Source organism: Streptomyces sp. NPDC058371 (assembly GCF_042723265.1).
In the GTDB taxonomy this organism is placed as follows: domain Bacteria; phylum Actinomycetota; class Actinomycetes; order Streptomycetales; family Streptomycetaceae; genus Streptomyces.
In genome coordinates this window covers 128583-151350 of the sequence record NZ_JBHXJC010000012.1, presented here as the reverse complement: position 1 = coordinate 151350, position 22768 = coordinate 128583, and the positions used below count along the sequence as shown (strand labels likewise).

At 71.8% G+C, this 22768-nt stretch carries 19 protein-coding genes; 2 read left to right on the top strand and 17 right to left on the bottom strand.

Annotation, left to right across the window (positions count from 1 at the left end):
* Nucleotides 1–197: 197 nt before the first annotated feature.
* The 8 genes from ACFWM2_RS29500 to ACFWM2_RS29465 all read right to left on the bottom strand — a co-directional run bounded on the left by ACFWM2_RS29500 (nucleotide 198) and on the right by ACFWM2_RS29465 (nucleotide 8029).
* A complete protein-coding gene (locus ACFWM2_RS29500) occupies nucleotides 198–2165 on the bottom strand; it encodes a YncE family protein (RefSeq protein WP_383286256.1) in 1968 nt (655 codons plus the stop codon).
* A gap of 228 nt (nucleotides 2166–2393) precedes the next feature.
* Nucleotides 2394–3599, bottom strand: a complete 1206-nt coding sequence (locus ACFWM2_RS29495; protein WP_383286254.1) for an NAD(P)/FAD-dependent oxidoreductase — start codon at nucleotides 3597–3599, stop codon at nucleotides 2394–2396.
* Nucleotides 3600–3701: 102 nt separating this feature from the next.
* Nucleotides 3702–4646 (bottom strand): RNA polymerase sigma factor SigJ, encoded by a 945-nt coding sequence (sigJ, locus tag ACFWM2_RS29490; RefSeq protein WP_383286252.1) that lies wholly within the window; start codon nucleotides 4644–4646, stop codon nucleotides 3702–3704.
* A 178-nt stretch (nucleotides 4647–4824) separates the two neighbouring features.
* Nucleotides 4825–5619 (bottom strand): hypothetical protein, encoded by a 795-nt coding sequence (locus ACFWM2_RS29485; RefSeq protein ID WP_383286250.1) that lies wholly within the window; start codon nucleotides 5617–5619, stop codon nucleotides 4825–4827.
* Between the two features lie 125 nt (nucleotides 5620–5744).
* Nucleotides 5745–6092, bottom strand: a complete 348-nt coding sequence (locus ACFWM2_RS29480; protein WP_383286249.1) for a DUF6233 domain-containing protein — start codon at nucleotides 6090–6092, stop codon at nucleotides 5745–5747.
* Between the two features lie 49 nt (nucleotides 6093–6141).
* On the bottom strand, nucleotides 6142–6360 hold the full coding sequence (locus tag ACFWM2_RS29475) for a hypothetical protein (protein ID WP_383286247.1): 219 nt from the start codon (nucleotides 6358–6360) through the stop codon (nucleotides 6142–6144).
* A 118-nt stretch (nucleotides 6361–6478) separates the two neighbouring features.
* Nucleotides 6479–7075: a hypothetical protein gene (locus ACFWM2_RS29470; RefSeq protein WP_383286245.1), complete on the bottom strand. Its 597-nt coding sequence runs from the start codon at nucleotides 7073–7075 to the stop codon at nucleotides 6479–6481.
* Nucleotides 7076–7612: 537 nt separating this feature from the next.
* On the bottom strand, nucleotides 7613–8029 hold the full coding sequence (locus tag ACFWM2_RS29465) for an SCO4225 family membrane protein (RefSeq protein WP_383286243.1): 417 nt from the start codon (nucleotides 8027–8029) through the stop codon (nucleotides 7613–7615).
* A gap of 149 nt (nucleotides 8030–8178) precedes the next feature.
* On the opposite strand from ACFWM2_RS29465, the gene ACFWM2_RS29460 reads away from it, so the two are divergent.
* Complete coding sequence (locus ACFWM2_RS29460; RefSeq protein ID WP_383286241.1) at nucleotides 8179–8715, top strand: hypothetical protein; 537 nt, start codon at nucleotides 8179–8181, stop codon at nucleotides 8713–8715.
* Between the two features lie 27 nt (nucleotides 8716–8742).
* Here ACFWM2_RS29460 and ACFWM2_RS29455 read toward each other — a convergent pair whose 3' ends face one another.
* The 3 genes from ACFWM2_RS29455 to ACFWM2_RS29445 all read right to left on the bottom strand — a co-directional run bounded on the left by ACFWM2_RS29455 (nucleotide 8743) and on the right by ACFWM2_RS29445 (nucleotide 12177).
* Nucleotides 8743–9273 (bottom strand): GNAT family N-acetyltransferase, encoded by a 531-nt coding sequence (locus ACFWM2_RS29455; protein ID WP_383286239.1) that lies wholly within the window; start codon nucleotides 9271–9273, stop codon nucleotides 8743–8745.
* A 142-nt stretch (nucleotides 9274–9415) separates the two neighbouring features.
* Nucleotides 9416–11278 (bottom strand): BTAD domain-containing putative transcriptional regulator, encoded by a 1863-nt coding sequence (locus ACFWM2_RS29450; RefSeq protein WP_383286237.1) that lies wholly within the window; start codon nucleotides 11276–11278, stop codon nucleotides 9416–9418.
* Nucleotides 11279–11874: 596 nt separating this feature from the next.
* The gene (locus ACFWM2_RS29445; protein WP_383286235.1) at nucleotides 11875–12177 is read right to left on the bottom strand and encodes a hypothetical protein; all 303 of its coding nucleotides are present in this window, start codon (nucleotides 12175–12177) and stop codon (nucleotides 11875–11877) included.
* Nucleotides 12178–12521: 344 nt separating this feature from the next.
* Between ACFWM2_RS29445 and ACFWM2_RS29440 the strand changes: the two genes are divergently transcribed.
* Entirely contained in the window at nucleotides 12522–13517 is a 996-nt protein-coding gene (locus ACFWM2_RS29440; RefSeq protein ID WP_383286233.1) for a LuxR C-terminal-related transcriptional regulator, read from the top strand.
* Nucleotides 13518–13540: 23 nt separating this feature from the next.
* On the opposite strand, the gene ACFWM2_RS29435 is transcribed toward ACFWM2_RS29440, so the two are convergent.
* From ACFWM2_RS29435 to ACFWM2_RS29410, 6 genes are all read right to left on the bottom strand, one after another.
* Entirely contained in the window at nucleotides 13541–15037 is a 1497-nt protein-coding gene (locus ACFWM2_RS29435) for a DHA2 family efflux MFS transporter permease subunit (protein ID WP_383286231.1), read from the bottom strand.
* A 65-nt stretch (nucleotides 15038–15102) separates the two neighbouring features.
* The gene (locus ACFWM2_RS29430; protein ID WP_383286229.1) at nucleotides 15103–16290 is read right to left on the bottom strand and encodes a hypothetical protein; all 1188 of its coding nucleotides are present in this window, start codon (nucleotides 16288–16290) and stop codon (nucleotides 15103–15105) included.
* Nucleotides 16287–17057 carry a hypothetical protein gene (locus ACFWM2_RS29425; RefSeq protein ID WP_383286228.1) on the bottom strand — a complete coding sequence of 257 codons (771 nt, stop codon included), beginning with the start codon at nucleotides 17055–17057 and terminating at the stop codon, nucleotides 16287–16289. Before ACFWM2_RS29425 ends, ACFWM2_RS29430 begins: the two co-directional genes overlap by 4 nt.
* Entirely contained in the window at nucleotides 17057–19372 is a 2316-nt protein-coding gene (locus ACFWM2_RS29420) for a beta-ketoacyl synthase N-terminal-like domain-containing protein (protein ID WP_383286226.1), read from the bottom strand. The genes ACFWM2_RS29425 and ACFWM2_RS29420 overlap by 1 nt, the downstream gene beginning before the upstream one ends.
* Nucleotides 19372–20415: an aminomethyl transferase family protein gene (locus ACFWM2_RS29415; protein WP_383286224.1), complete on the bottom strand. Its 1044-nt coding sequence runs from the start codon at nucleotides 20413–20415 to the stop codon at nucleotides 19372–19374. The genes ACFWM2_RS29420 and ACFWM2_RS29415 overlap by 1 nt, the downstream gene beginning before the upstream one ends.
* 198 nt (nucleotides 20416–20613) lie before the next feature.
* Nucleotides 20614–22662: a GNAT family N-acetyltransferase gene (locus ACFWM2_RS29410; protein ID WP_383286222.1), complete on the bottom strand. Its 2049-nt coding sequence runs from the start codon at nucleotides 22660–22662 to the stop codon at nucleotides 20614–20616.
* Nucleotides 22663–22768 lie beyond the last annotated feature (106 nt).

Genomic DNA, 22768 nt, shown 5'->3' with positions numbered 1-22768 from the left:
GGCAGAGGTGGCAACGTCACCATCCGGCCCCTGGTGGAGGGCTCATTCGGGCACGCGTTCCGGTGAAGTCCACTCGTTCGGAGCCACGCGGGTTCCGGTGGCGTCGCCGGCCCGGACCGGGCGTCCCGGGACACGTCCGCCGCCGGTACGGCCACGTGGAGTGGGGGCCGTAGCGGCGGCGGCTGCCTGCGGTGGGATCAGTTGGTGAAGGTGAGGTACTTCCAGGCGCCGTGGGTCGTGGAGTTGACGGTGTCGCCGGAGGAGTCGTTGATGTACGACGACCGCATGCGGGCCCGGATGCCGGACTCGCCCGGCGCCTCGAGGCTCACGACCGACTTGCCGTTCGTGCCCAGGGCGAAGTACTCGGAGCCCGAGTCGTACCAGGAGCCCTGGTAGTACACCTGGAGCTGGAAACGCTGCTTGCGGCCGGCGTAGTAGCTCATGGAGGTGGTGAACACCGGGTCGGTGTTCTTGCGGAAGTAGTAGTACGTCCTGGAGCCGATCTTGCCCGTCTTGTAGTGCTTGGAGACGCTGGTGGAGATCTTCACCTTGGCGTACGCCGTCGAGTTCGCGGTCTTGGCGGCGTAGCGGGCGTCGCCGGCGAAGACCGCGGTGACGGTGGTGTCACGCGTCATGTCGACGGTCGCCGACACGTTGCCGTGGGAGTTGACCTTGGCCGACTTCAGCAGCTTCTTCGGCTTGTCGGAGCCGAAGGGGTCCGCGTAGATCTCGACGGTGCGGTTCTTGTACGTCGTGCCGAGGTGCGCGGTGAAGGAGACGTCCTTGCCGTACGAGTACACCTTGCCGTTGTTGGTCAGGCTCAGCGCGGTCGCCTTGCGCGAGACCTCCACCGTGTCGTGGCCGGCGACGGAGGCGTGCGTGGCGTCGCCCGCGTAGGAGACCTGGTAGGTGACCTTGCCGCCGGCGGGCGGGGTGTCCGTGAAGGAGAAGCTGCCGTCCGCCTTCGTGGTGACCGCGGCCAGTGCCTTGCCGTCCGGCGACTCGATGTCCGTGCGGGTCACCGTCAGGCTGCTGCCCGCGGCGAGCGGCGTCTTCGAGGTCAGCTTGCCGGTGACGGTGAGCTTCTTGGCCCGGTCCGACTTGCTGGGGGCCGACACCTTGAGGGTGGGCAGCTCCTTGGTCGGGTCGGTCAGGGCGCGCAGCGTGTACGTGCCGAAGGTGTTCTCGGAGACGGCGAAGACCCGGCTCGCGTCCGGCGCCCAGGCGAGCGCTCCGTCCACGAGGGTGTCGGCGCCACTGCTGTTGCCGGTGTTGGGGAAGTCGTACTCCCGCACCGGCGCCGGGTCACCGGGCCGGTGGATGTGAACGTCCGGCTCGTACCAGGAGGAGCTGCCGCCCGCCACGCTGCCGTCGGGCGCGACCCGCACCGCGTTCGGGTAGGCGTCGATGGGGTAACCGGCCTGCTCGCCGAGGTCGGTGGTCGAGTAGGCGCCGATGCCGTAGCCGAACTCCGGGTCGCCCCACGAGGTGAGGACCTGGCTGCCGTCGGGCGTCAGGTCCAGCTGCTTCACGCCGGTGTCCATGGAACCCTTGGTCCGCAGCGTGGCGCCGTCGGCGGTGACGTCGTACACGGCGAGCGCGCCGCCGTTGCCCGCCGCCAGCACGCCCGGGACGGCAGGGTCGGAGGCCAGGAACGTGCCGGAGCCGCCGAAGTCGACGTCGCCCCGCTGGGCGAGGTGGACGACGGGTTCGGCGCCGGAGACGTCGAGCGAGCCGAAGTCGGTGCCGTGGGCGAACCAGATCCGGCCGTCCACCACCTCCAGGTCGCCGGGAGCCACGCCCAGCGGGTAACTCGCGGTCTGGGTGTACGTCGCCGTCTCCACCGAGACGATCCGGTTGTCGTTCTTCACGGCCGCGTAGACCTGCCCGGAGTCGGCGGACAGCGCGAGGCCGGTCACGCCGGAGAGGCCGGTCAGCGTCGCCTGCACGGCGCCCGCGTAGTCGGTGACGACGATCTTGTTGCCGGTCGGATCGGAGACGTAGACCCGCTGGTGGGTGCCGTCCACGACCATGTCGCCGACCGCCTTCACCGGCAGGACCTTCGCGGAGTCGGCGGAGGCCGGACCCGCCACCCCCGCTGCCAGGGCGGCGGAACTGAGGACGACCGCCAATGCCGTCGCGATCGGCATGATGCGTCTGCGCACAGTGATGTGAACCCCCACGGAAGAAGCCCGGTGCCCACCGGGCGGAAACGAACAGGGCGCGCGTCCCCCCTCGCACCGACGACGGTGCGCGGACGCTGCCGAAGACGCAGCGTATGGCATGCCAGTGACAATCGAGGACTGGAATTCCACGACTCGATGCGGGTGGCCGCAGGTGGAGTCGGGTGAGGGGGAACGCGCGGCCCGGGGGCGTCCGGTCCGCCGTGCGCGTCAGGCCGGTGACGTGACCGTCGAGCCCGACCGGTCCTGCTCCCGTACGACGTGCCGGCGTCGGGACGGCAGGAACACCGGGTGGGCGACACCCCAGGCCGCGCCTTTGCAGATCAGCTCCTTGTAGACGGCGGCGAACCGTCCGGTCAGGGCCGCTCGGACGGCGCGGTCGTCGGCGGTGACGTACTGGATCAGGCCTTCCTTGCGGCCCAGCGAGATGCACTGGTTGAAGTAGCGGAGCGGGGTGTTGGGGAGCTTCCCGCCGGTCAGGCGCGCCGCGATGGCGTCGGCGGCCTGCCACGCGGCGGGGGTGCCCGACGCGCACGACATCCGCAGCGGCTTGTCGCCCGGCCCCATCGCCATGGCCGCGTCACCGACGGCGTACACGTCCGGGTGCGAGACCGAGCGCATGGTCCCGTCGACCACGATCCGGCCGGTGCCGGTGACCTCCAGGGCGGTTGCCTCCGCGATCGGGTGGACGGCGAAGCCCGTGGTCCAGACGGTGACCGCGGCCGGGATGAACGTGCCGTCGGCGGTGACGAGTCGGCCGGCCTCGACGCCGGTGACGGCGGCGTGCTCGTGCACGGTGATGCCGAGCTTGTCGAAGACCTTCCGCAGGTGCCGGGTGCCCTTGGGCGAGAGCCAGTCGCCGAGGCCGGCGCGGGCGGCGAGGGCGACGTCGAGGTCCGGGCGGGCCTCGGCGATCTCGGTCACGGCCTCCACGCCCGTGAGGCCGCCGCCGACCACGACCACGGGCTGTCCGGCGGCCAGGCGGGCCAGGCGCTCGCGCAGCCGGAGTGCGCCGGGGCGACCGGCGATCTCGTGGGCGTGCTCGGCGGTACCGGGGACGCCCTGGTCGTTCCAGCCGCTGCCGAGGGCGTAGACGAGGGTGTCGTACTCCAGCTCGTGCTCCATCCCCTCGGCACCGTTCGCGTCGGTGACGGCGACGGTCCTGCGGTCGACGTCGATACCGGTGACCCTCGCCTGCTTCAGTACGACGCCGGTGCCCGCGAACATCTCGCCGAGGGGCCTGGGTTCGAGGTCCTGGCCGACCGCGAGCTGGTGCATCCGGACCCGCTCGACGAAGTCGGGCTCGGCGTTGACGAGAGTGATGGCGACGTCTTCGCGGTACAGCCGCCTGGCGAGGCGTCCGGCGGCGATGGCGCCGGCGTATCCGGCGCCGAGGACGACGATGCGGTGCTGCATGGTGGGGCTCCTGTCGTAGACGGATTCGCCACTTGAACCGGGCGGCCCGTCGTTTCCTGACAGGAGCCCGATGTGAAGCACCTCACACCGGGATGGGCAGGGTCAGAAGGCGGTGAGCAGGGGGTCGCCGTGGTCGGTGGCCGCCCACTGTCGCGTCGCGCGTTCGAGCTTGTCGGGGTTGACCTGGTTGCGGAACGCGGCGACGCCCTCGGCGGTGACCTCCGGGCACATGACGCCGATGACGCGACCGTCGACGACCGCCACGACAGCGGGGTCGCCGTTGGCGCTCGTGACGTAGATGTCGGGTGAGCCACCGGCGATGGCGCGCTTGGCCTTGCTGGGTTTGAACAGGCCCCGCATGAACTTCGCGACCGCCAGGGCACCCTCGAACGGCTTGGCGCGGGCCGGAACCCTCCCGCCGCCGTCACCGACCGAGACGGCGTCCTTGGTGAGCATCTGCACGAGCAGATCCGTCTGCCCGCTGGTGGCGGCCGCGAGGAACTCCTCGACGATCCGCCGGGCCGCGGCCGCGTCGATCTCGCTGCGGGCCCTGCCGTCCGCGACGTGCTTCTTCGCGCGGTGGAAGATCTGCTGGCTGGCGGCCTCGGTGAGGTCGAGGATCTCGGCGGTCTCCCGGTGCGAGTAGCCGAAAGCCTCCCGCAGCACGTACACCGCCCGCTCGTTCGGGGACAGGCGCTCCAGGAGGACGAGAACCGCGTACGAGACCGATTCACGCTGTTCGGCGGTGTCGGCCGGGCCGAGCATCGGGTCCCCGCCGAGCAGCGGCTCGGGCAGCCACTGGCCCACGTAGGTCTCGCGCCGGACGCGGGCGGAGGTGAGCTGGTTGAGGCACAGGTTCGTGAGCACCTTCGTCAGCCACGCCTCGGGGACCTCGATGCGGTCGACCTCGGAACCCTGCCACCGCAGGAACGTCTCCTGCACGGCGTCCTCGGCCTCACTCGCCGAGCCGAGCAGCCGGTAGGCAATGGCCTCCAGCCGGCTCCTGGACACCTCGAACCGCTCGACGTCCTTCGTGGTCAGGGCCATGGCGAGATTCTAGTTCGCGGTCCACGCGACGACCGGTCGCGTGGACCGGGACAGCCTGGTCCCCCCGGCACCGGTGCTCCGCCGTCGGTCGTGGGGTGCGAAGGGCGGACGGCCCCCGGCAAGGTGCTGCCAGGGGCCGTCCGGGTTGGGCATGCGGGCCGGGGAGCCGGCGGGGCGACTACTCGTAGCCGAGGACCTTGAAGTCCTTGGTGACGAAGATGTGGTGGGGCCAGTTGACGCTGATGTTGTGGACCTCGTACACGCCGCTGCTCAGTTCCACGACACGGTTGTTGATGCCGCCGGGAACGAGGGCCTGGGCGGCCTTCGTGGCCTTGTCGGCCGCCGTTCCGCTGACGATCGTGCCCTCTCCCTCGGTGTAGTCCGGGATCGTGCCGACCGACTTGGCCGGGGAGGGCGTGCCCTGCTGGAAGGGGATCACTCCGGCCGCCTCGGCGGCTGCGGCTCCGCCGTCGCCCCCGGGCTGCACGAGGACCTGCGTGGCCGCGATGGTCGCGCTGGAGACGGTCCCCAGGACGAGGACGCTCGCGCCCGTCTTCACGACGTGCTCCGTGGCGCGCTTGGTCCCCTTCTTGTAGGTCGTCGAGGACGCCTCGGTGACCGTCACCTCCACACCCGTCGCCGTCTTGAAGGTGAAGCCCGACGCGGACGTCGCGTCGACGATGCCCGTCGCGCCACCGGCGGACGGATCCGCCACGGGGCCACCGCCGGCGGGGACGCTGGCGGTCGCGGTCGGCGTGGCCGTGTCCGCGGGGGACGCCCCGGACGACGAGACCGCCATCGCGGAGGTGCTGGTCAGGCCGGCCACCGCGCAGGTCAGCCCGGCGGCCACGATCAGCCCGCCTTTCTTCTTCGACAGCAGCCGTCGTACGCCGTTCGGCCTGCGCGTTTGCACGGCCGTCGGCGCCGGGGCGGACCCGGTCGGCGTGTGGTCTGTCGGGTCGTAGTCATACATAGCGGCTCCTCATCGCTCGACCAGCTGATCACTCGGTCAACTGCCCTGAGCTTGCTGCCCGTTGATACGAGGATGCTGTGCGTCACCTGATGAACTCCTGGCAAAGTGCGGAGCCGCGGAACGGCTCAGCCGAGGTACCCGAGCTCGGTGTCCGGTCGGCAGTGCGGACACGCGTCGACGCCGTCGGCGAGGGCGCGCAGCGCCTGGTCCCGCTCGACACCGCGACACCGTTTCTTAGCGCTCCAGCAGCCGCCGACGTGCACGTACACGGGTGCGCGGCCGCTGAGGCCCTGCTCGATCAGCCAGTCCGGCACCGCCGGCCGCGCCTCGGTCCCGCGCCGCCGCTCGGTCTCGCGCCGCTCCTCGGCCGCGATCCACCGGTCGATCTGGGCGATCTTGTCCCTCGCCTGCTGCACGGCGACACGGCGCGCGAAGTGCAGCAGCTCCAGCTTGGACGGAGGGCGCTCGTTCACGGGTGGGTCTGTCCTGTCTGAGCCGTCGGGCGGGGCAGGCAGCGGGAGATCAGCCGGCGGTGTCCGCCCGCGCGAGGCGGCGCAGTTCCATCCGTACCGCCGGCGTCCAGGTCTCGGCCGTCCAGTACGGATGTGTCATCAGTGATCGTGAGAGCAGGAGCAGGCGCCGCCGCAGGGCGGTCCGGCCTGGCTGGTCGGCGAGCTGCCCGTACGTGGCGTTCCACTCCCGCTGTGCACGGACGAGGTCGGAGGGGATGGGGTGGCTCATGGCCAAATTCAATCACTTGTTCGATTTATTGTGCCACCCGCCACCCCGGGAGGTGCTCCCATGACGTTCGATCGCCCCGGGTCGGTCCGCCGGCGCGATCGAGGCGCAGGCCCCCGGCTCAGTCGGCGGGGAGCACCGGGACGGGGCCGGGGCAGCCGACGACGGCGGCCACCCGCCTGCCCAGCGTCCTGGTCAGCTCGATGCGCTTCTTGACGTCTCTGGGGCGGTAGACCTCGACATTGAGCAGGGCGCTCTTGCAGGTCCACCAGGCATCCGCACCGTCGTCATTGACGTTCGGATCCACGCTCCCCTTGCCCCCGGCCACGGTGAAACGCCGGTTCGCCGACTGCAGGTCGATGCTCCTGGCCGCTTCGATGACCTCGTCGGCGGTGGTGACCTCGGCGATGAACCTCCCCACCGACTTCCCTCCGGCGGACACGTCGCAGATCGCCGTACGGCTGGCGCTTCTGCTCTGGCCGGGGTTCGTCAAGGGCAGTCCGTCGCCCCTGAGCTCACCCGACAGATCCTTGCCGCCCGTCGCGTCGAACCACCAGCTCGCCATGGTGATACCGCACAGTCTGGCGCCGGGAGGCGGTGGCTTCGGCTCCTCCTCGGTGCAGGCGGTGGCGGCCATGAGCAGCGAAAGTGCCGCGAGTGGCATCGCGAGTCGGCCGAGTCGGCGCATGTGGTGCTCCCCGTGGTCCGCTGTCTGCATCGTGCCTGTCCCTCACCCGGCAGCGAGCCGGACAGCCGGCTCCGAAGCGCCTACGGGCGTTTTCGACTTCAGATCTTCTCCGCCCTCATTGTCGACGGCAGAGTCGATGTCGCCGGTTCCACCGGTGGAGGTGGCGATTCCGAGGCCGCTCCCGCGCGGTGGCCCCGGGCACGATCGGGGGGCTCACGGACGCGCCGCCCGGGCCGTACTGACCCGGGTCGGCGTGACGCGGGTCGGCGTGACGCGGGCCGGCGTGACGCGGGCCGGCGTGACGCGGGCCGGCGTGACGCGGGTCGGCGTGACGCGGTGGGGGCGTCAGGCGGCGTCGAGGGTGGAAGGGGTGGTGGTGGTCTCGGACATGAGGGGGTTCTCTTTCGCTTCCGTGGGGGTGCCATGAACTGCCTTGGGGCAGCGGCCTGTTGGAGGGGGCCGGCCGGGTGCGGCCGGCGGGAGTGCGGCCAGCGAGGGTGCGGCCGGCGCAGACAGAGCGGTGCTCTGTCCTCGTAGACCCCGGGCCTGGACGGGCCGGCGACTGCCTCAGGTGGCCGGGTGCGGGTTCCCCGTCCGCAGCCTGCGGGCGAGGAGGCCGAGCAGCACGGCGTTGACCAGCCCGGCCAGGGCCACCCCTGCGGAGAAGACCAACGGGGTCAGCCAGGCGAGCGAGGAATACCAGTCGAGTACCGGCGCCAGAAGAGCAATGGCGCTGAACGGCGCCGTGGCCATGATCGGCCAGATCCCGGCGAACCCCGGGTCCGGCGACAGGTACACGGCGTACAGGAAGAACCCCAGCGACGCCGCGACCACCGCGAGGTACGAGCGCGCGAGCCAGTTGTCGACCGCGGGCGCCAGCAGGACCCGAGTCCTCTTCAGCCGGGGACGTGCGGAACTCTCCATGTACGTACCTTCCTCGTGTGCGGTGTTCTCCACGGTGGACCGGAAGGCGCGCTCAGACATGAGTACGGGTACTCATCGGCAGGGTGCCGAGGACCTACCACGCTGTTCACTCAACTGAGCCCGGCTGAGCCTGTCGTAGGCGTATGTCGTCGGCGTGCGTCGTACGCAGGCGACCGCGGTGACTTCGCTGCGGGCTGGGAGACTTCGGTGTGAACTCTTTGCGGATGCGGATGCGGATACGGATGCGGGTGCGGCTGCGGCTGCGGGTCTGGGGCCGGTGGGGCGCACTCGTGACCTCGGTGTTTCTGGTCGCCTCGTGTTCGTCCGACGGCGGTGGCGAGAAGGCCGGCGGTCCGTCGCCGTCGGGCGCGTCCCGTACGGCGCCGAGCGTCTCCGCCACGGCGCCGACGGTCTCCGAGGAGAAGCTCGTCAATCAGGCGCAGACGACGCTTGACGCCGTTCACACCGGCAGGATGGTCGAGGCCGGCGCGGAGCGGGTGACCGACGGCATTCACACCGAGCCGACTCTGAGCGAAGGCAAGAGCTACCAGCTCAGCCTGGTGTGCTTCGGGAGCGGCAGCGCACGGTTGGCGTTCACGCCGGCGAGCGGCGGCACCCGTACCACCGTGCCCTGCGACCAGTCGGTCGTACGGCAGCGGATCACCGGGCGTCAGGCGCTGCACATCGACGTCGACGGCGCCAAGGGCTCAACCGGCGTCATCGCCTGGCGTGTTGACGCCCTCTGACCGGACGGGCAGGAGCGGTCGGCGCTCTCAGGCAGCCCATTCGTCGGCGAGGAGGCCGAGGACGACCAGGTCCGTGAAGGTGCCGTACACCCAGGCGGCGCGCCGCAGCGTGCCCTCGATCGTGAACCCGGCGCTCGTCGCCGCCGCGATCATCGGGGCGTTGTCCGCCAGCGTCTCCACCTGGAGTCGCTCCAGGCCGCGCACCGCGAAGCCGTACTCGCACAGCACGCGGACGATGTCCGAGCCGAGCCCGCGGCCCCGGAAGGCGGGGAGCACGGAGAGCCCCAGGTGCGCCGCCCGGTTGTGCGTGTCGATGCCCCACAGGACGGCCGCGCCGGCCAGTTCCTGCGAGGCGAGTTCCACCACCGAGAACGGTGCCGCGGTGTCCGACGGCTCCCCTACGGCGAACGGCGAGTGGGCGGAGTCCGGCGGAATCGGCCGCCACGGCCGGTCGTCCGTGCGCGAACGGGCCGCCACGTCCTCGTAGAACTCCGCGTGGAGCAGGGGAACATCCGTCTCGTGCCGGGCGCGCAGCCCGGTCTTCTCGCCGCGTATCACCTGGCATGGGTATCTCAGAGCGCCGGGCCGATCAATCTGAATTCCGCGGGCCGCGCCGCCGGTTCCGGCCGCGGTGCCGACTCCCGCCGCGCACGGTGCCGGGTGCGTGGCCCGGTCCCTGAGGCGGAGTCGGCCCCCGCCCTCAGCCGGAGGCGGTCGCGGGGTCCGTGACGTCGGCGAGGAGTTCCCGGGTGCAGTCGCGGATGAGGCTGTGGAAGGAGAAGCGGGCCGGGGTGTCCTCGCGGATGAGGTTGTTCTCTATCAGTACGTCGAAGCAGCGCTCGGCGTCGCCGCGGGTCAGGCCGGTGATGGCGGCCGCGTGGTCGATGTCGAAGGACGGCGACGGGTTCAGGCTGATGAGCCGGCTGAACCGCCGCTGGGACGGGTTCAGATGCTGGTACGACGTGCGCAGCATGGACATCAGGTCGCGGTCGGCGGTCTCCAGGCAGCGCACCCGCTCGGGAGTGCTCGCCAGCCGGTCGACGAGGTCGACGACCGACCAGGCCGGACGGCCGCGCAGCCGGGTGGCGGCGATCCGGATCGCGAGGGGCAGATGGCCGCACAGCTCCACGGCCTTCGCGATCTGCTCGGGCTCGCGGGCGGCCCGCTGCTCGCCGATGATCCGGCTGAACAGCGCGACCGCGTCGTCGTGCGACAGCACGTCCAGCCACAGCGGCAACGAGCCGTCCAGCGCGGTGAGTTTGCGGCGGCTGGTCACCAGCACCACCGCGTTCCCGGTGCCGGGGAGCAGCGGGGTGATCTGAGCGGTGTCCGCGGCGTCGTCCAGGACCACCAGGCAGCGCCGGCCCGCCAGCCGCGACCGCCACAGGGCGCTGCGCTCCTCCAGGCTGTCGGGGATCGCGCCGGGATCGAGCCCGCTCGCCTGGAGCAGGGTGCCGAGTGCCTGCACGGGTGGCAGCGGACGCCGGGTCGCGCTGAACCCGTGCAGCCCGATGAAGTACTGGCCGTCCGGGCAGCTCGCTGCGACCCGGTGGGCGACCCGGACCGCCAGGGTCGTCTTGCCCACCCCGCCCATACCGTCGATCGCGATCATCAGCGGTGATCCGCCCGGTTCCTGCGCGGCCACACTCAGCAGGGAGTCCAGTTCGGCGGACCGGCCGGTGAAGTCGGTCAGATCGTGGGGCAGGTAGTTCCGGTGGATTTCCGGGGCCTGGGCGCCGGCGGAGGCCTCGCGGCGGTCGGCCGAGTGCGGGGAGCGCTGCGCCGCCGGGTCGTTCACGGTGATGTCGGCGCCCCCGGAACCATGGACGTTCGGGGAGTCGGCGAGGATCTCCGCGTGCAGGGCGCGCAGTTGGGGACTGGGCTCAAGTCCGAGCTCCTCCGCCAGGTGCCGCCTGCCCTCGTCGTAGACCGCGAGGGCGTCGGCCTGACGTCCGCCGCGGTAGAGGGCGATCATCAGGCTGCCGCGCAGCGACTCCCGCAGCGGGTACTCCGCGGTCAGGCCGTGCAACTCCCCTACCAGCGCGCTGTATTCGCCGGCCCGCAGCCGCAGCGCCATCAGGTCCTCGATGGCGGTCAGCCGCTGCTCGTTGAACTTCATCGCGGCGCCGGCGACCGCCGGGCAGTGGATGCCGGCGAAGGCGTCACCGCGCCAGAGGTCGAGCGCCGACTGCAGAAGCCCGATGGCCTCGGCGGACCGGCCCTCCCGCTCCGCCGCCCTGGCGGCACGCACCCGGGCGACGAAGCGGTGCGCGTCGACCGCGTCCTCGGGGACGACGAGCCGGTATCCGACGTCCACCGTGACGAGACTGCACTCGTCGGCGGCGGACAGGATGCGGCGGAGGTCGCGGATCGCGTTGTGGACCTGTGGACGGGCCGACGGCGGCGGGTCCTCCCACAGTTCGTCCACCAACGCGTCCACCGGAACGACCCGGTTGGCGTTGAGGAGCAGCAGTGCCAGGAGCCGCTGCTGCCGCATCCCCCGGACGCGGATCAGTTCGCCCGACTCACGCGTCTCAAGAGAACCCAGTACCAGGAATTCCATCTCGTCCGTCCCCCGCCTTGCATCAACTCAATTCAGCGTCCCTGTCCAGGAGCCGGGTGCCTGCGCGGCTTCCGGCCGTTGGGCTTCGCTGTCGCCGTCCCGCCGTCGGCCGGCAGAGTCCGTGGAATTCACGGACCCCAGGTGACATCCCCGTCAGGGGCGTCTCCGGCGGTGGTCCGCAGGTCGACATCGGCAATACCCGAGAGGTGCACCGGAGAATCCGTGACGGTGACCGTCATCGTCATTCCACCCAGAGCGATCAGTACGGCCACGACAATTCTCGAAGCACGGTTGCCCATCTTTGTTTCCCCCTGTTGTTACCAGCCGGAATCCCGGGTGTCCCCCTTGGGCTTCGCGGCTGTGTTCGTTCCTGCCGATGGCTCCACTCTGGTCGAACTCAAGGCCGGATGGAACAGAAGAAGGCTGGACGGAACATGCAGTGTCCTAAGCCGTCCACCCCCTCCCGGCCGGCCCCCGAATACGCCGGTGAGCCCTGTGACCTGCTGATTCATGCGGTTCTACGGTCATGGCGGCCGCGTCCGCTTCCGGTCACGACGGTCGCGTACGCGTTCGGTCACGACGACGTCCGCATCCGGTCACGACGTGCCCCACCAGGGGTCGGGCAACAGCACGGCCTCGGCGGTGAGAATGCGGTAACCGCGCAGATCGGGATGGGCCGACACCGCCCGGTCGACCAATCGCGCGGCACTTTCCTCGGCCGCGGCGAGACTGGCGGCGACGAGGAAAAGACCCAGGGTCACGTCCCCCGCCGCATCGAGGTGGGCGGAGACGTGTTCGAGTCCGTCCGCCTCTTCCGCGTAAGGGGCGATGGTCTCGGCCAGGCCGGGCGACGGCGCCTTGTCGCCGGGTGCCCGAAGGCGCACGTGAATGAGGTACATGTACTCATCTTCGGCGCCCGCATTCGAGCGTGAACCGGCTCGCGCCGGACGCTTTGTGCCAAGTCATAAAGCGTCCAGATCGATTTCGAGCCGGGTAGCCTAAATTGATCAGGATGCGTGGAATAAGTTGATCAAGGTACGGGGCTCACGCATTGGGCCGCCGTGTCCGCCGAAGTCCGCGCCGCCGCCGGGAGCCCCGCGGCGGCCGGGGCCCGCACCGCTCCTCGGAACCGGAACCGGCATCACTTGCGTCCCGCCGACATCAGGAGTTCAAGGTCAGTAAGCTCAAGGCCGGTAACTTCAAGCCAAGTGACCTGATGGCGTGTACCGGGGGGAATCGCATCATGTTGGACATTCTGGGACTCGATGTCGAGGCAGAAGCCATATACCGGGGGATGTTGAGCAATCCGCAGGACGGTGTCGCGGCGCTCGCGGACCGGCTGGGACTGACCGAGGAACGGGTCCGCACAGGCCTGGACCGGCTCAGTGAACTGGCCCTGGTCCAGCCGTCGGCCCGGGAGGGCATCGGGTTCCGTGCCGTGGGTCCGGAGACCGCGATGGAGGTGCTGCTCGCCCGCCAGCAAGCCGACTTGGCGGCCCAGCAGATGCGGGTGGAGGCCTCCCGCGCCGCCGCGGCCCAGCTGATCGCCGAATGCTCCACGCTGCGGCCACGCGCGATAGACAACGCCTCCGAGCAGCTGATCGGCCCGGAGGCGATCCGTGAACGACTGGCGGAGCTGGCCGCTTCCGCCCAGACCGAGGTCACCACCTTCGCGCCCGGCGGCGCACACTCCGCCGAGGACCTCCGGGCCAGCCGCGGCCCCAACTCCACTCTGCTCGAACGCGGGGTGCGGATGCGGACCATCTACCTGGACAGCGTGCGCAACCACCAGCCCACGCTCGACCACGTCACCTGGCTGCACGGTCACGGCGGGCAGGTCCGTACCGTGCCCGATCTGCCGATCCGCATGATCATTTTCGACCGGTGCCAGGCCGTGCTGCCCATCGACACCGACGACGCGCGGGCCGGCGGTGTGGTGCTGCGCGGTGCCGGGACGGTCGCCGCGCTGTGCGCCCTGTTCGAGAGCGTGTGGAGCATCGCGCTCCCGCTGGGCAGCCTCCCGCAGTGCGACGCCAAGGGCATGCCGCCGCAGGAGCGCGCCGTCCTGCGGATGCTCGCCCAGGGCTACACCGACGAGGCCATCGCCAAGCGCCTGGGGGTGTCGCCGCGCACGGCCCGGCGCATCGCCGCCAACCTGATGGAACAGCTGGACGCCCGCAGCCGCTTCGAGGCCGGGGTGCACGCCGTCCAGGACGGCTGGCTCCCCTCCTCGCGCTGACCGCGGGCGCCCGGATGCCGCCGTTACGCGCTCGCACCCGCGAGCCGTGCTTCCCGGCGGTCCGCCGCGAGCAGTGCCAGTGCGGGGATCAGCGTGAACGCGTAGACCCCGAGGACCCAGCCGAAGGAGTGGGCGAAGGCGCCCGGCACCAGGCCGTGGCGCTGCCGCGCCGCGTCCTCCAGCACCACGGTCACCGCGGCGATGGCGACGGCGCCGCCGATGCGCTGGACCAGGTTGAGCTGGGAGGAGGCGTCGGCGATGGACTCGGGGCGGATCGACTGGAACGCCCGTGTCATGGCGGGCACGATGGTCAGCCCCGTGCCCAGGCCCCGCACCACCAGGCTGGCGCAGATCAGCGCGTACGGCGTGTCCGACGACAGGCGGGTCAGGGGCACCGTCGCGAGCATGGTCAGCGCGATGCCGACGACGATGGTGCCGCCGCCGCCCAGCCGCTTCATCAGGACGCGGCACAGCCAGGCGGCGGTGACGACCCCGACGCCGCCCGTGGACATCAGCAGACCGGTCGTCACGGGCGTCTCACCGCGGGCGCTCTCGAAGTACAGCGGGATCAGCATCATCGGCGAGTAGAGGACGAAGCCCAGGCAGAACACGTTGACCACGGCCATCGCGTACACGCGGTTGCCGAACAGACGCAGGTCCAACAGCGGGAAGCGGGCACGCAGTTCGCGTACGACGAAGGCGGTGCCGCTCGCCAGGGCCAGGCCCAGCGGCAGCAGCAGGGCGGGCTCCAGCGACAGGCCGAGGTCGGTGAACTCCTTGATGGCCAGCACCGTGCTGACCGTGCAGACGACCGAGGTGAGCAGTCCGACCACGTCCAGCGGCTTGGCGTCCCGGCCGGCGGGGGTGTCCTTGCGTACCCGGCGCAGGGTGACGACGAACAGGGCGGCGCACAGCGGGATGTTGATCGCGTAGACCGCGGACCAGCCACCGGCCTCGACCAGGAGTCCGCCGATCGTCGGACCGAGCAGCGGGCTGATCAGCATCACGCTGCCGTTCAACGCCTGGACCCGGCCGAGGTGTTCGCGCGGCACGCCGCTGGTGAGCAGGATCGTCGACACGGGCGTGAGCACGCCGGCGGCGGCGCCGGACAGGCCGCGGGCGGCGATCAGTTCGGGCAGCGTCTGGCTGAAGGCGCAGGCCGCGGAGCCGATGGCGAACACCGCGATCGCGCCGGCGAAGACGCGCTTGACGCCGAACCGGGTGGCCAGCCAGCCGGTGGCCGGCATGGTGGCCGCCAGGGCGATCAGGTACGTGGTCACCACCCACTGGACCTGACTGAGGGCGCCGAACCGGGCCGTCGTGTCCTCCAGGGACACGTTCACGATGGTGGTGTCGAGCAGGGCGAGGAATCCGCCGGTGATGGCCACCGCGATCGTGAAGGCGGTCGGGCCCGCGGACCCGGTGGGCGCGGCCTTCCCGGGAGCGGGCGCAGTGGGCGGTCCCGGGGGCTCAGGGCTCTCCGGCGGGCTCGGTGTGCCTGTGCTGGTTTCGTCGGTCATCGACATGGGTGGGCATCCTTCGAAGTCAACAGTGGGTGGGACCGCGGACAGGGGGGTGGACCACGTCAGTCCGCTGCGAGGAGACCCCGGGCGATCTCGTCGAGGACCGCCTCGCTCGCCTCGCGCGCGCCGGGGCGTTCCCGGCAGGACAGGGTCAGTTCGGTCTCGTCGCCGATCCGGCAGGCGCTCAGGAACATCTCGGCGTAGGGCACGAGCATCGGCAGCGTGAAGAAGCCGGTGGGCCGGAACTGCCCGGTGCGGTAGTCGTCGGTGTCGATCCGGCCGTGGTCGGAGATGATCGCCGTACAGGGGAAGCGGGTGCCGTCCAGCTCCTGTGCCTCGCGCAGCGAGTTGGCGAAGGGGTTGCTGCGCAGGAAGTCGCGGTCGAGCGAGGCCACTTCGCGCTTGCGCAGCAGGGCGCCGACGATCTGGCCGTGCAGCCGCTTCCAGCTGTCCTCGCGGTGGAGGTCCAGCACCAGCTGCGAGGTGAGGTTCGCGGTGGAACGCACCGAGCGGTCGTGGCGGCGCAGGTCCACCGGGACGATCAGCCGGCCCTCGTCGGTGGCCAGGTGCCGGGAGAGGGCGGCGGCCACCCGGGCGGTGACCGCCGACGGGCAGGCCGGCACCCGGCGGCGGATCCACAGAGGCGTGCCGTCGGCGGGCCCGGCGCCGAGGATCGCGGGGAGTCCCCCGAGCCGAGCGGGCACGGGAGCCGCGCGCACGGTGCCGGCCGCGGTACGGAAGTGGGTGTCGTCGACCACGGAGTCGGCGCCGGCCGGCTGCTCGCCGCGCAGCACCCGGAACACGTCGGCGATCCACTGCCGCAGCCCCCGCCCGTCGGTGACGATGTGGCTCGCCCGCACCACCAGCCGGGTCAACGGCCCCTCAATGAGGCCGACTTCGCAGACCGGTCCGGTGACGACATCGAGATCGCGGTGGAAGAAGGGCGCGTCGAACCCGGTCGAGGCCGGCAGTTCGACGACCGGCGGCGGCGGGCCGTCGGCGCGCCATGTGGCGGCCCGGCGCCGGACCGCCAGGCCCGGGTTCGCGAGCGTGGCCCCTCGCACCGCCTCCCGCAGGGCTTCGGGGTCGATACGCCCCTCGCCCTCGACGACCATCTGGATCAGCTGCGGGGTGCCCGTCGCGGCGGCGTTCAGATAGCCGCGCTCGATCTGTGAGATGCGGCGGGCGTACGGCCGTCGTGCGGCGGTCGCCGCCGTGGTCGCCGTCGTACGTACGGCTGTCGCTGTCATGCCGGCTCCAGGGTCAGGGCGTCGGTGCGGGTGGCGGGCGCGGTTCGGCTCGGCTGCCACCACCACCGCACCGGGACGGCCGCGTCGGCGGCGAGGGCCAGGTGCATCGCGGGACCCAAAGCGGCTGAACGCACCTGGTAGGAGCCGACGTTGGTGGGGCGCCAGCCCGGCTGCCAGGCGGGCAGCCGGACCCCGGCGAAGGTCTCCTTCGTCACGTGCGAGGCCTTGATGAGCGCCTCGCACTCGGCGAAGTCACGGATGACGGCCGGTTCGGGCCGGTCGAGCAGGGTGCCGAGCCAGCGCATGGCGGCCGGCCGGTCCCGCTCGTCCTGCAGATCCACGCCCACCCGGGGGCCGCTCGACAGGACCACGGCGCTGAACTCGGCGCAGTGCGCCACCGAGACGGTCAGGCCGTACGCCGGGACGCGCCAGCGCTTGTGCTCGTCCCGGGCGAGGTCGCGGGCGGTGACCTCGACCCCGTACACCTCCGCCAGCGCCGCGATGATCAGCGAGCGGCCGGAGCCGTTGAGGCGGTGGCCCATGCGGTCCCTCGGGAGGTGGGGGTGCCGGGTGACCAGGCAGTCGATGTGCCCCTGCCCTGCGGCGGTGCTCCGGTACCCCCCGCCCGCCCGGCCGGCCTCGACGTCGAACGCCGTACGCGCGGGACGCGTTGGCCGGTGCGACAGCGGGCGGACCGGCCGGTGCGACGCCGGGTGGGCCGGGTGGCGCACCGCCGGATCCATCACGAGAGCCAGCAGGCCGCCCATCACGCCCCCGTGTCGAACACTGCCGCCGCGTAGCTGCCGCCGTAGGCGAAGCTGGACAGCAGCAGCGGTCCGCCCGGGGCCGCGCCACTCAGCGCGGCGACCAGACCCAGCGCCCCGGCGCTGCCGTAGGTCTCCCCGATCAGCGCCTTCGGTGTCACGAGCGGGCGGTCGGCGAGGCCGGCCAGACCGAGGGCCCGGCGCTGTGCGTGGTCGACCAGGCTGTAGCCGGAGGCGGCCGACACGACGGTGCCGATCTCGTCCGGGGCCGTCCCGGCTTCGGCCATCGCGCCGCGCAGCGCACGGGCCCAGGCCTCGCCGTCGCGGCCGATGCGGCCGATGCCCACCGATTCGCCGGAGGCGCCGTATCCCTTGACGGTGGCGAGGGCATGCGCGCCGCGGGCCGCGGCCGACGCCTCGCTCTCCAGCAGGATCGCGGCCGCCCCCTCGCTGAGCACCATTCCGGTACGGCCGTCCGGGACCACCCGCGTGGAGCGCGCGTAGCCGGGGAGACCCGCCTGGGTGGCGAGCGCCTGCTCGGGGAACTCGTCGGCGATCACGACCATGATCCGGTCGGCCGCGCCGCGGGCGATGACCCGGGCCGCGAGCTGGAGCGCCAGGACCGAACTGGTGCCGCCGTTGGCGATGGTGGCGGTGTAGCCGCGGTAGCGGTGCAGCATCGCCACGTGCCCGGCGGCCGCGTTCACCACCGTGTTGGCGAACAGCGACGGGTTGGCGCCGGTGATGCCCCGCTCCAGGACGCCCTTGTGGAACTGGAGGACCGAGGTCACCGGCCCGTAGCCGGTGGCGAACACGATGCCGGTGCCCTCGGCCTCGGCGCGCGAGGGCTTGCCGTGCCGGGCGTAGAGGTCACCGACGGCCGCGGCGGCCAGCAGGCTCAGCGGGTCCATCCGGCGGGCGCGGCTCGGATTGATGCCCCGGGACGCGGACTTGACGTCCACCCGGCCGATCGGGACCTCGCCGACGCCGTCGACGTGTTCGAGGGCGGTGAAGCAGGGACGCCCGTCCGCCAGGGCGGCGATGAGCTGTTCGGTGTTGCCGGCCGAGCCCGCCAGGCCGGCCGCGCCGGTCACGACGACCCCGTGCACCGACTCGGTACGGCGCGGTGCCGAACCGGGCCGGCCCGGCCGGTTGAGGACCACGGAGGCGTTGTTCCCGCCGAAGGCGAACGAGTTCGACACCACCACCTCGGGGTCGGCCCTACGCCCGTCGTCCGGGACGACGTCCAGGCCGAACGGCTGTGCCACACCTCGGGTGTTGACGGTCGGCGGCAGGATCCCGCGGTCGATCGCCAGGGTGCTGACGACCGCCTCCACGGCCCCGGCGGCGCCGAGGGTGTGCCCGAGGATCGACTTCGTGGAGCTGGCGGGCGGGATCGACGAGCCGAACAGCAGCTTCAGCGCCTTGGGTTCGGAGGCGTCGTTGGCGGGCGTGCCGGTGCCGTGCAGGTTGAGGTAGTCGACGTCGTCCGGGACGAGGCCCGCCGTCTCCAGGGCCTGCGCCATCGCGGCGCAGGCTCCCTTGCCGCTCGGGTCGGGTGCGGTCTGGTGGTAGCCGTCGCAGGACAGGCCGTAGCCGCCGAGCTCCGCCAGGACGCGTGCGCCCCGCTCGTCCGCGCGGTCCGCCGACTCCAGGACCATGAACCCGGCGCCTTCGCCGAGGGTCAGCCCGGTGGAGGCCGACATCGGCGAACAGGGCTCGGGGTCGAGGGCGCCCAGGGCGCTGAAGCCGTACGCGGAGAGTTCGGCCAGCGGGTCGACGCCGCCGCAGATGACGTAGTCGACGTCCTCCTTCCACAGCAGCTCGGCCGCGTAGCCCAGGGCCACCGCGCTGGCGGCGCAGGCATTGGAGAGGACCACACGCGGTCCGCGCAGATCGAACTCGGCCGCGATGTAGTCGCCCACGCACGGCAGTTGGGACGCGACCGCCTGTTCGGCGTCGAGCCGCCCCTCGTGCACCAGGCCGCGGTGGACGTTCTCCAGCGTCGGCATGGCGCCGAGGCTGGAGCCCACCACGACCGCGACGCGGTCCCGGTCGACCGTGTCCAGGTCGAGCCCGCTGTTCCTGAGGGCCTCCCGGATCGCGGTGGCGGCCAGGGAGTAGCAGCGGTCGAGCTCCGTCGGCTGGGGTGCGGTGACCATGCCCGCCCAGTCGGTCAGCAACTGCGAGGTGTCGAACTGGGTGTTGGTCCGGATGCCGGAGATGCCGGCCGAGATGGACGACCAGCCCTTCTCGACGTCGTCACCGGCACCGGTGATCAGTCCGAGGCCCGTGAGGGCGATGCGCGGAGTGGTCATCAGGAGATCCTCGTGGTGAGCGAGCGGGCGATGACGCGAGGCAGCGTGACGGTGCGCAGGGGGCGGTCGGCGCTCTGCTCGTCCTGGGCGGACAGTTCGAGGCCGGGGACCCAGAACGGGGCGTCCAGGAGGGCGAGGACGAGCTCCTCCTCCGGGTTCGCGGCGGGTGCCTGCCAGATGACGGTGCCGACGGGCCGGCCGCCGGCGGTCACCGCGGAGCCGGCGGTGAACCGGCTGTCGGCGGGAGCCGCGAGGGCGGTCAGCCGGGCCGTCCCGGTGGTCGGCTTGACCAGGTGCTCCGAGCCCTGGAACTCACCGATCCGGTTCCAGTCGACCATCCAGGAGAGGTCCGACTGATCCACCGTCAGACCGGCGAAGCCGGACGCGTAGACGGCCATGCCGGCCTCGGCCTGGACGCGGGCCAGGCCCTCGGGGCCGACCGGCGCGCCGCCCTGCTCGGCGACCGCGGTGAGCACGGCCTCGTGGGCGGCCTGAGGGGCGTTGGAGATGAGGAGGTAGCCGTACTCGCCGGTGGTACCGACGCGGGCCAGGTGGGCGAGGGCGGCCGGGTCGGCGGGCAGCGCCGACTCGGTGACGGCGTGCAGCGTCAGACCGGAGATGTCGAAGTCGACGAAGCGGGCCGCCACGGACCAGGCGATCGGGCCCTCGAAGGCCGTCGCGCCCCAGCCCTCGGGCTCGATCTCGACGGTGACGCCCTCGGGAACGTCCAGCTCGTCCAGGTAGCCGCGCAGGGCCTCGACGGTGACCTGGGTGCGCGGCAGCAGCCAGGACTCCTCGCCGATCTCGAAGTGCAGCAGGACGGCGAACGGGGTGCCGTCGGCGTTCAGCGCCAGCGCCTCACGGACGGTGTCCGGGTCGACGTACTCGCCGGACTTGGCCAGGAACTGGTCCAGCAGGGCGAGCCGGTCGTCACCGGAGAGCCGCACCAGCGGGGCGTCGATCCGGTAGGCGCCGACGGTGGTGCGGACGGTGGCGTAGTCGTCCTTCTCGGTACGGCTCGGGGCAATGGTCGTGGTGGTCATGATGTGCGGATTCCTTCCGGAAGATCTGATGTGAGGAGCGAGTGCTCGGTGGTGCTCGGGTGCTTCAGAAGTGCGCGAGTGCTGAGGAGTTCTGCGGTTCGGTGGCAGGCGCGTGCCGTACGAGGTGCGGCGGCGTACAAAAAGCAGGCGGCCGTACGAGGTGGACGGGCGTACGAGGTGCGGCGGGCCGTGGGCCGGTCAGAGGCCGGGCTCGGTGCGGACGGACAGGTGCCAGGCGTTCTCGGCACCGTGCGGCCGCTCGGCCGCGGAGACACAGCCGATGAGCAGGCCCGACTGGGTGGGGCGCAGGACGATCTCCGCGTGGCCGGAACCGCCGGGCACGGGACGGCAGTCGAGCCAGCTGCCGTCGGACAGCCGTACCGAGGCCGCCGCCGCCCACACCTGCCGGAAGTCCGACGAGTCGAGCTCCCAGCGGGAGCCGGCCGAGTCGATCACCACCGACGTCCGGCGCGAGGTGTTCGGGGTGATCCAGAGAACGACCTCTTCCGGTACGTCGGGGGCCTGGACGTCGACGCGGACCGGCCCGTCCGGGTCGTCGGGGGCGGTGAGCTCCCAGCCGATCCGCTCCCGGGGGGCGAACAGGCCGAGCGGGTGCTTCTCCTCCCAGGCCGCGGTCGGCCGCACGCCCCAGCCAAGACCGCTGTCGCGGCTGAACCGGCTGCGCTCCGCGGTGACCCACATCCCCGCCGACCAGCGGGGGTTGTAGCCGAAGGCACGGGTACGGGGGAAGGGGCTGCGCAGGATCTTGGTCGCGCCCTCAGCCCACGAGGTGACTCCCCCGGCGGACGCGTCCACCTGGAGGCGGCGGGTCCCCATGGCGGCCCGCGGGGCCGGCGCGAGGTGTCCGGTGCCGTCGGCGGGTGCCGGCTGCGGCCCGAAGACGGTGCGCAGTCGTGCCACCCCGTCCGGGCCGGGCTCCAGCCGGGGTTCCAGCAGACCGCTGTGGATCAGCCGGACCGGCTGATGGACGGGTATCTCGATGCGCAACGCGTCGCTGTTCCAGGCCAGTTCACCGCCGAGGGGCGCGAGCTGGGCTGCCGCGACCACCTCCGAGGAGTCCCGCACACCGATCCCCAGCCCGAGCGGGTGCTGGTGCTCGCCGCCCTCCCCCGGGTCGGTCAGGGCGAAGGTGCCCTGGCGCAGCCCGATCGACTGGAAGAGGCGGCCGGGCCGGCCGGTGAAGGTGAAGTCCTGTTCCAGCACACCCTCGTTGAAGGTGACCGTGCCCACGACCTCGTCGTCACCGGAGCGCTCCACGATCCGGACCCCGTGCTCGACGGCGCTGATGTCCAGGTCGCCCGGCTCGCCCTCGCGCCACCCCGCCGAGCGGTCGGCGCGGCAGCTGGGCCAGGTGGAGACGTACACGGGTCCGTGGTGGCCGGGGGCGAGGACGCGGAGCGTTCCGTCGTCGCCGTCCACCTCGCAGACCAGTCCGTCGGAGCCGAACCGGTGCGGGGCCGGGTGGCGCGGGGCCCGTACCCGGTAGGGGGGTTCCGCGATCCGGAGCTGCCGTGCTCCCGCGGGCCCGGCGAGTTCGGCATCGAGCACGAGACCCCGGTCGACGTCGACGCTCGCGGTGAGCTGGAGCTCGCCGAGGGCCAGGCAGTAGGTGACCGTACGGACACCGTCCACCAGGCGTACGTCGGAGCGCAGTTCGTCGTCGCGGGCCTCCGTGACGGTCGCGAAGCTGTTCAGGCCGCCGAGGGCGGCGCGGCCCTCGGCCCCCAGGTCCACGAAGACGCTGCGCAGGATCAGCGGTATGTAGTTGTGCAGTTCGACGTTGCCGTCCTCGCCGGGCACGGTCTGGCCGACGGAGACACAGCCGACACGGCGGTAGAGCCGGAACGCCACGGTGTTGGCCGGGTTCACGGTCAGCCGCAGCACCAGGCAACCGGACCGCATCATCCATTCGACCGCCTCGGTGAACAGCCGCCCGGTGATCACACCGTTGCGGTACGCCGGGGCGACGAAGAACATGTCGGCGATGAGTTCACCGGCTCGTGCGGAGCGCCGGCCGGTGCCGTGGAACAGGCCGAACGTGCCCACCACCCGGCCGCCGTCGACAGCCACGAGGAACGTGGCCGTGTCCCGCTCGGCCAGTTCGCGCTCCAGCTCGTCGCCGGTGATGCCGCCGGCCACCGGGTTGGGGTTGTCGCGGTGGCGGTTGTACAGCTCCGCGATGTCCTGCGCGTCGCCCTCCTCGTACGGGCGGATCGTGATGGACATTCCACACCTCCTTTTCTTCGGATCGGATGCAGGGGTTCCCGGGGCGGGGGGACGGCTTCCGGGGCGAGGGATTCCCCGGGCGGGGAGAGACGGCTTCCCGGGCGGG

Excerpts from the sequence above, each read along its gene's own strand:
- ACFWM2_RS29495 (WP_383286254.1), bottom strand. The coding sequence starts at position 3,599 with ATGCAGCACCGCATCGTCGTCCTCGGCGCCGGATACGCCGGCGCCATC.
- ACFWM2_RS29410 (WP_383286222.1), bottom strand. The coding sequence starts at position 22,662 with ATGTCCATCACGATCCGCCCGTACGAGGAGGGCGACGCGCAGGACATC.
- ACFWM2_RS29465 (WP_383286243.1), bottom strand. The coding sequence starts at position 8,029 with ATGTCTGAGCGCGCCTTCCGGTCCACCGTGGAGAACACCGCACACGAG.
- ACFWM2_RS29415 (WP_383286224.1), bottom strand. The coding sequence starts at position 20,415 with ATGACCACCACGACCATTGCCCCGAGCCGTACCGAGAAGGACGACTAC.
- ACFWM2_RS29425 (WP_383286228.1), bottom strand. The coding sequence starts at position 17,057 with ATGGGCGGCCTGCTGGCTCTCGTGATGGATCCGGCGGTGCGCCACCCG.
- ACFWM2_RS29430 (WP_383286229.1), bottom strand. The coding sequence starts at position 16,290 with ATGACAGCGACAGCCGTACGTACGACGGCGACCACGGCGGCGACCGCC.
- ACFWM2_RS29485 (WP_383286250.1), bottom strand. The coding sequence starts at position 5,619 with ATGTATGACTACGACCCGACAGACCACACGCCGACCGGGTCCGCCCCG.
- ACFWM2_RS29470 (WP_383286245.1), bottom strand. The coding sequence starts at position 7,075 with ATGCAGACAGCGGACCACGGGGAGCACCACATGCGCCGACTCGGCCGA.
- sigJ (WP_383286252.1), bottom strand. The coding sequence starts at position 4,646 with ATGGCCCTGACCACGAAGGACGTCGAGCGGTTCGAGGTGTCCAGGAGC.
- ACFWM2_RS29435 (WP_383286231.1), bottom strand. The coding sequence starts at position 15,037 with ATGACCGACGAAACCAGCACAGGCACACCGAGCCCGCCGGAGAGCCCT.
- ACFWM2_RS29450 (WP_383286237.1), bottom strand. The coding sequence starts at position 11,278 with ATGGAATTCCTGGTACTGGGTTCTCTTGAGACGCGTGAGTCGGGCGAA.
- ACFWM2_RS29475 (WP_383286247.1), bottom strand. The coding sequence starts at position 6,360 with ATGAGCCACCCCATCCCCTCCGACCTCGTCCGTGCACAGCGGGAGTGG.
- ACFWM2_RS29440 (WP_383286233.1), top strand. The coding sequence starts at position 12,522 with ATGTTGGACATTCTGGGACTCGATGTCGAGGCAGAAGCCATATACCGG.
- ACFWM2_RS29420 (WP_383286226.1), bottom strand. The coding sequence starts at position 19,372 with ATGACCACTCCGCGCATCGCCCTCACGGGCCTCGGACTGATCACCGGT.
- ACFWM2_RS29445 (WP_383286235.1), bottom strand. The coding sequence starts at position 12,177 with ATGTACCTCATTCACGTGCGCCTTCGGGCACCCGGCGACAAGGCGCCG.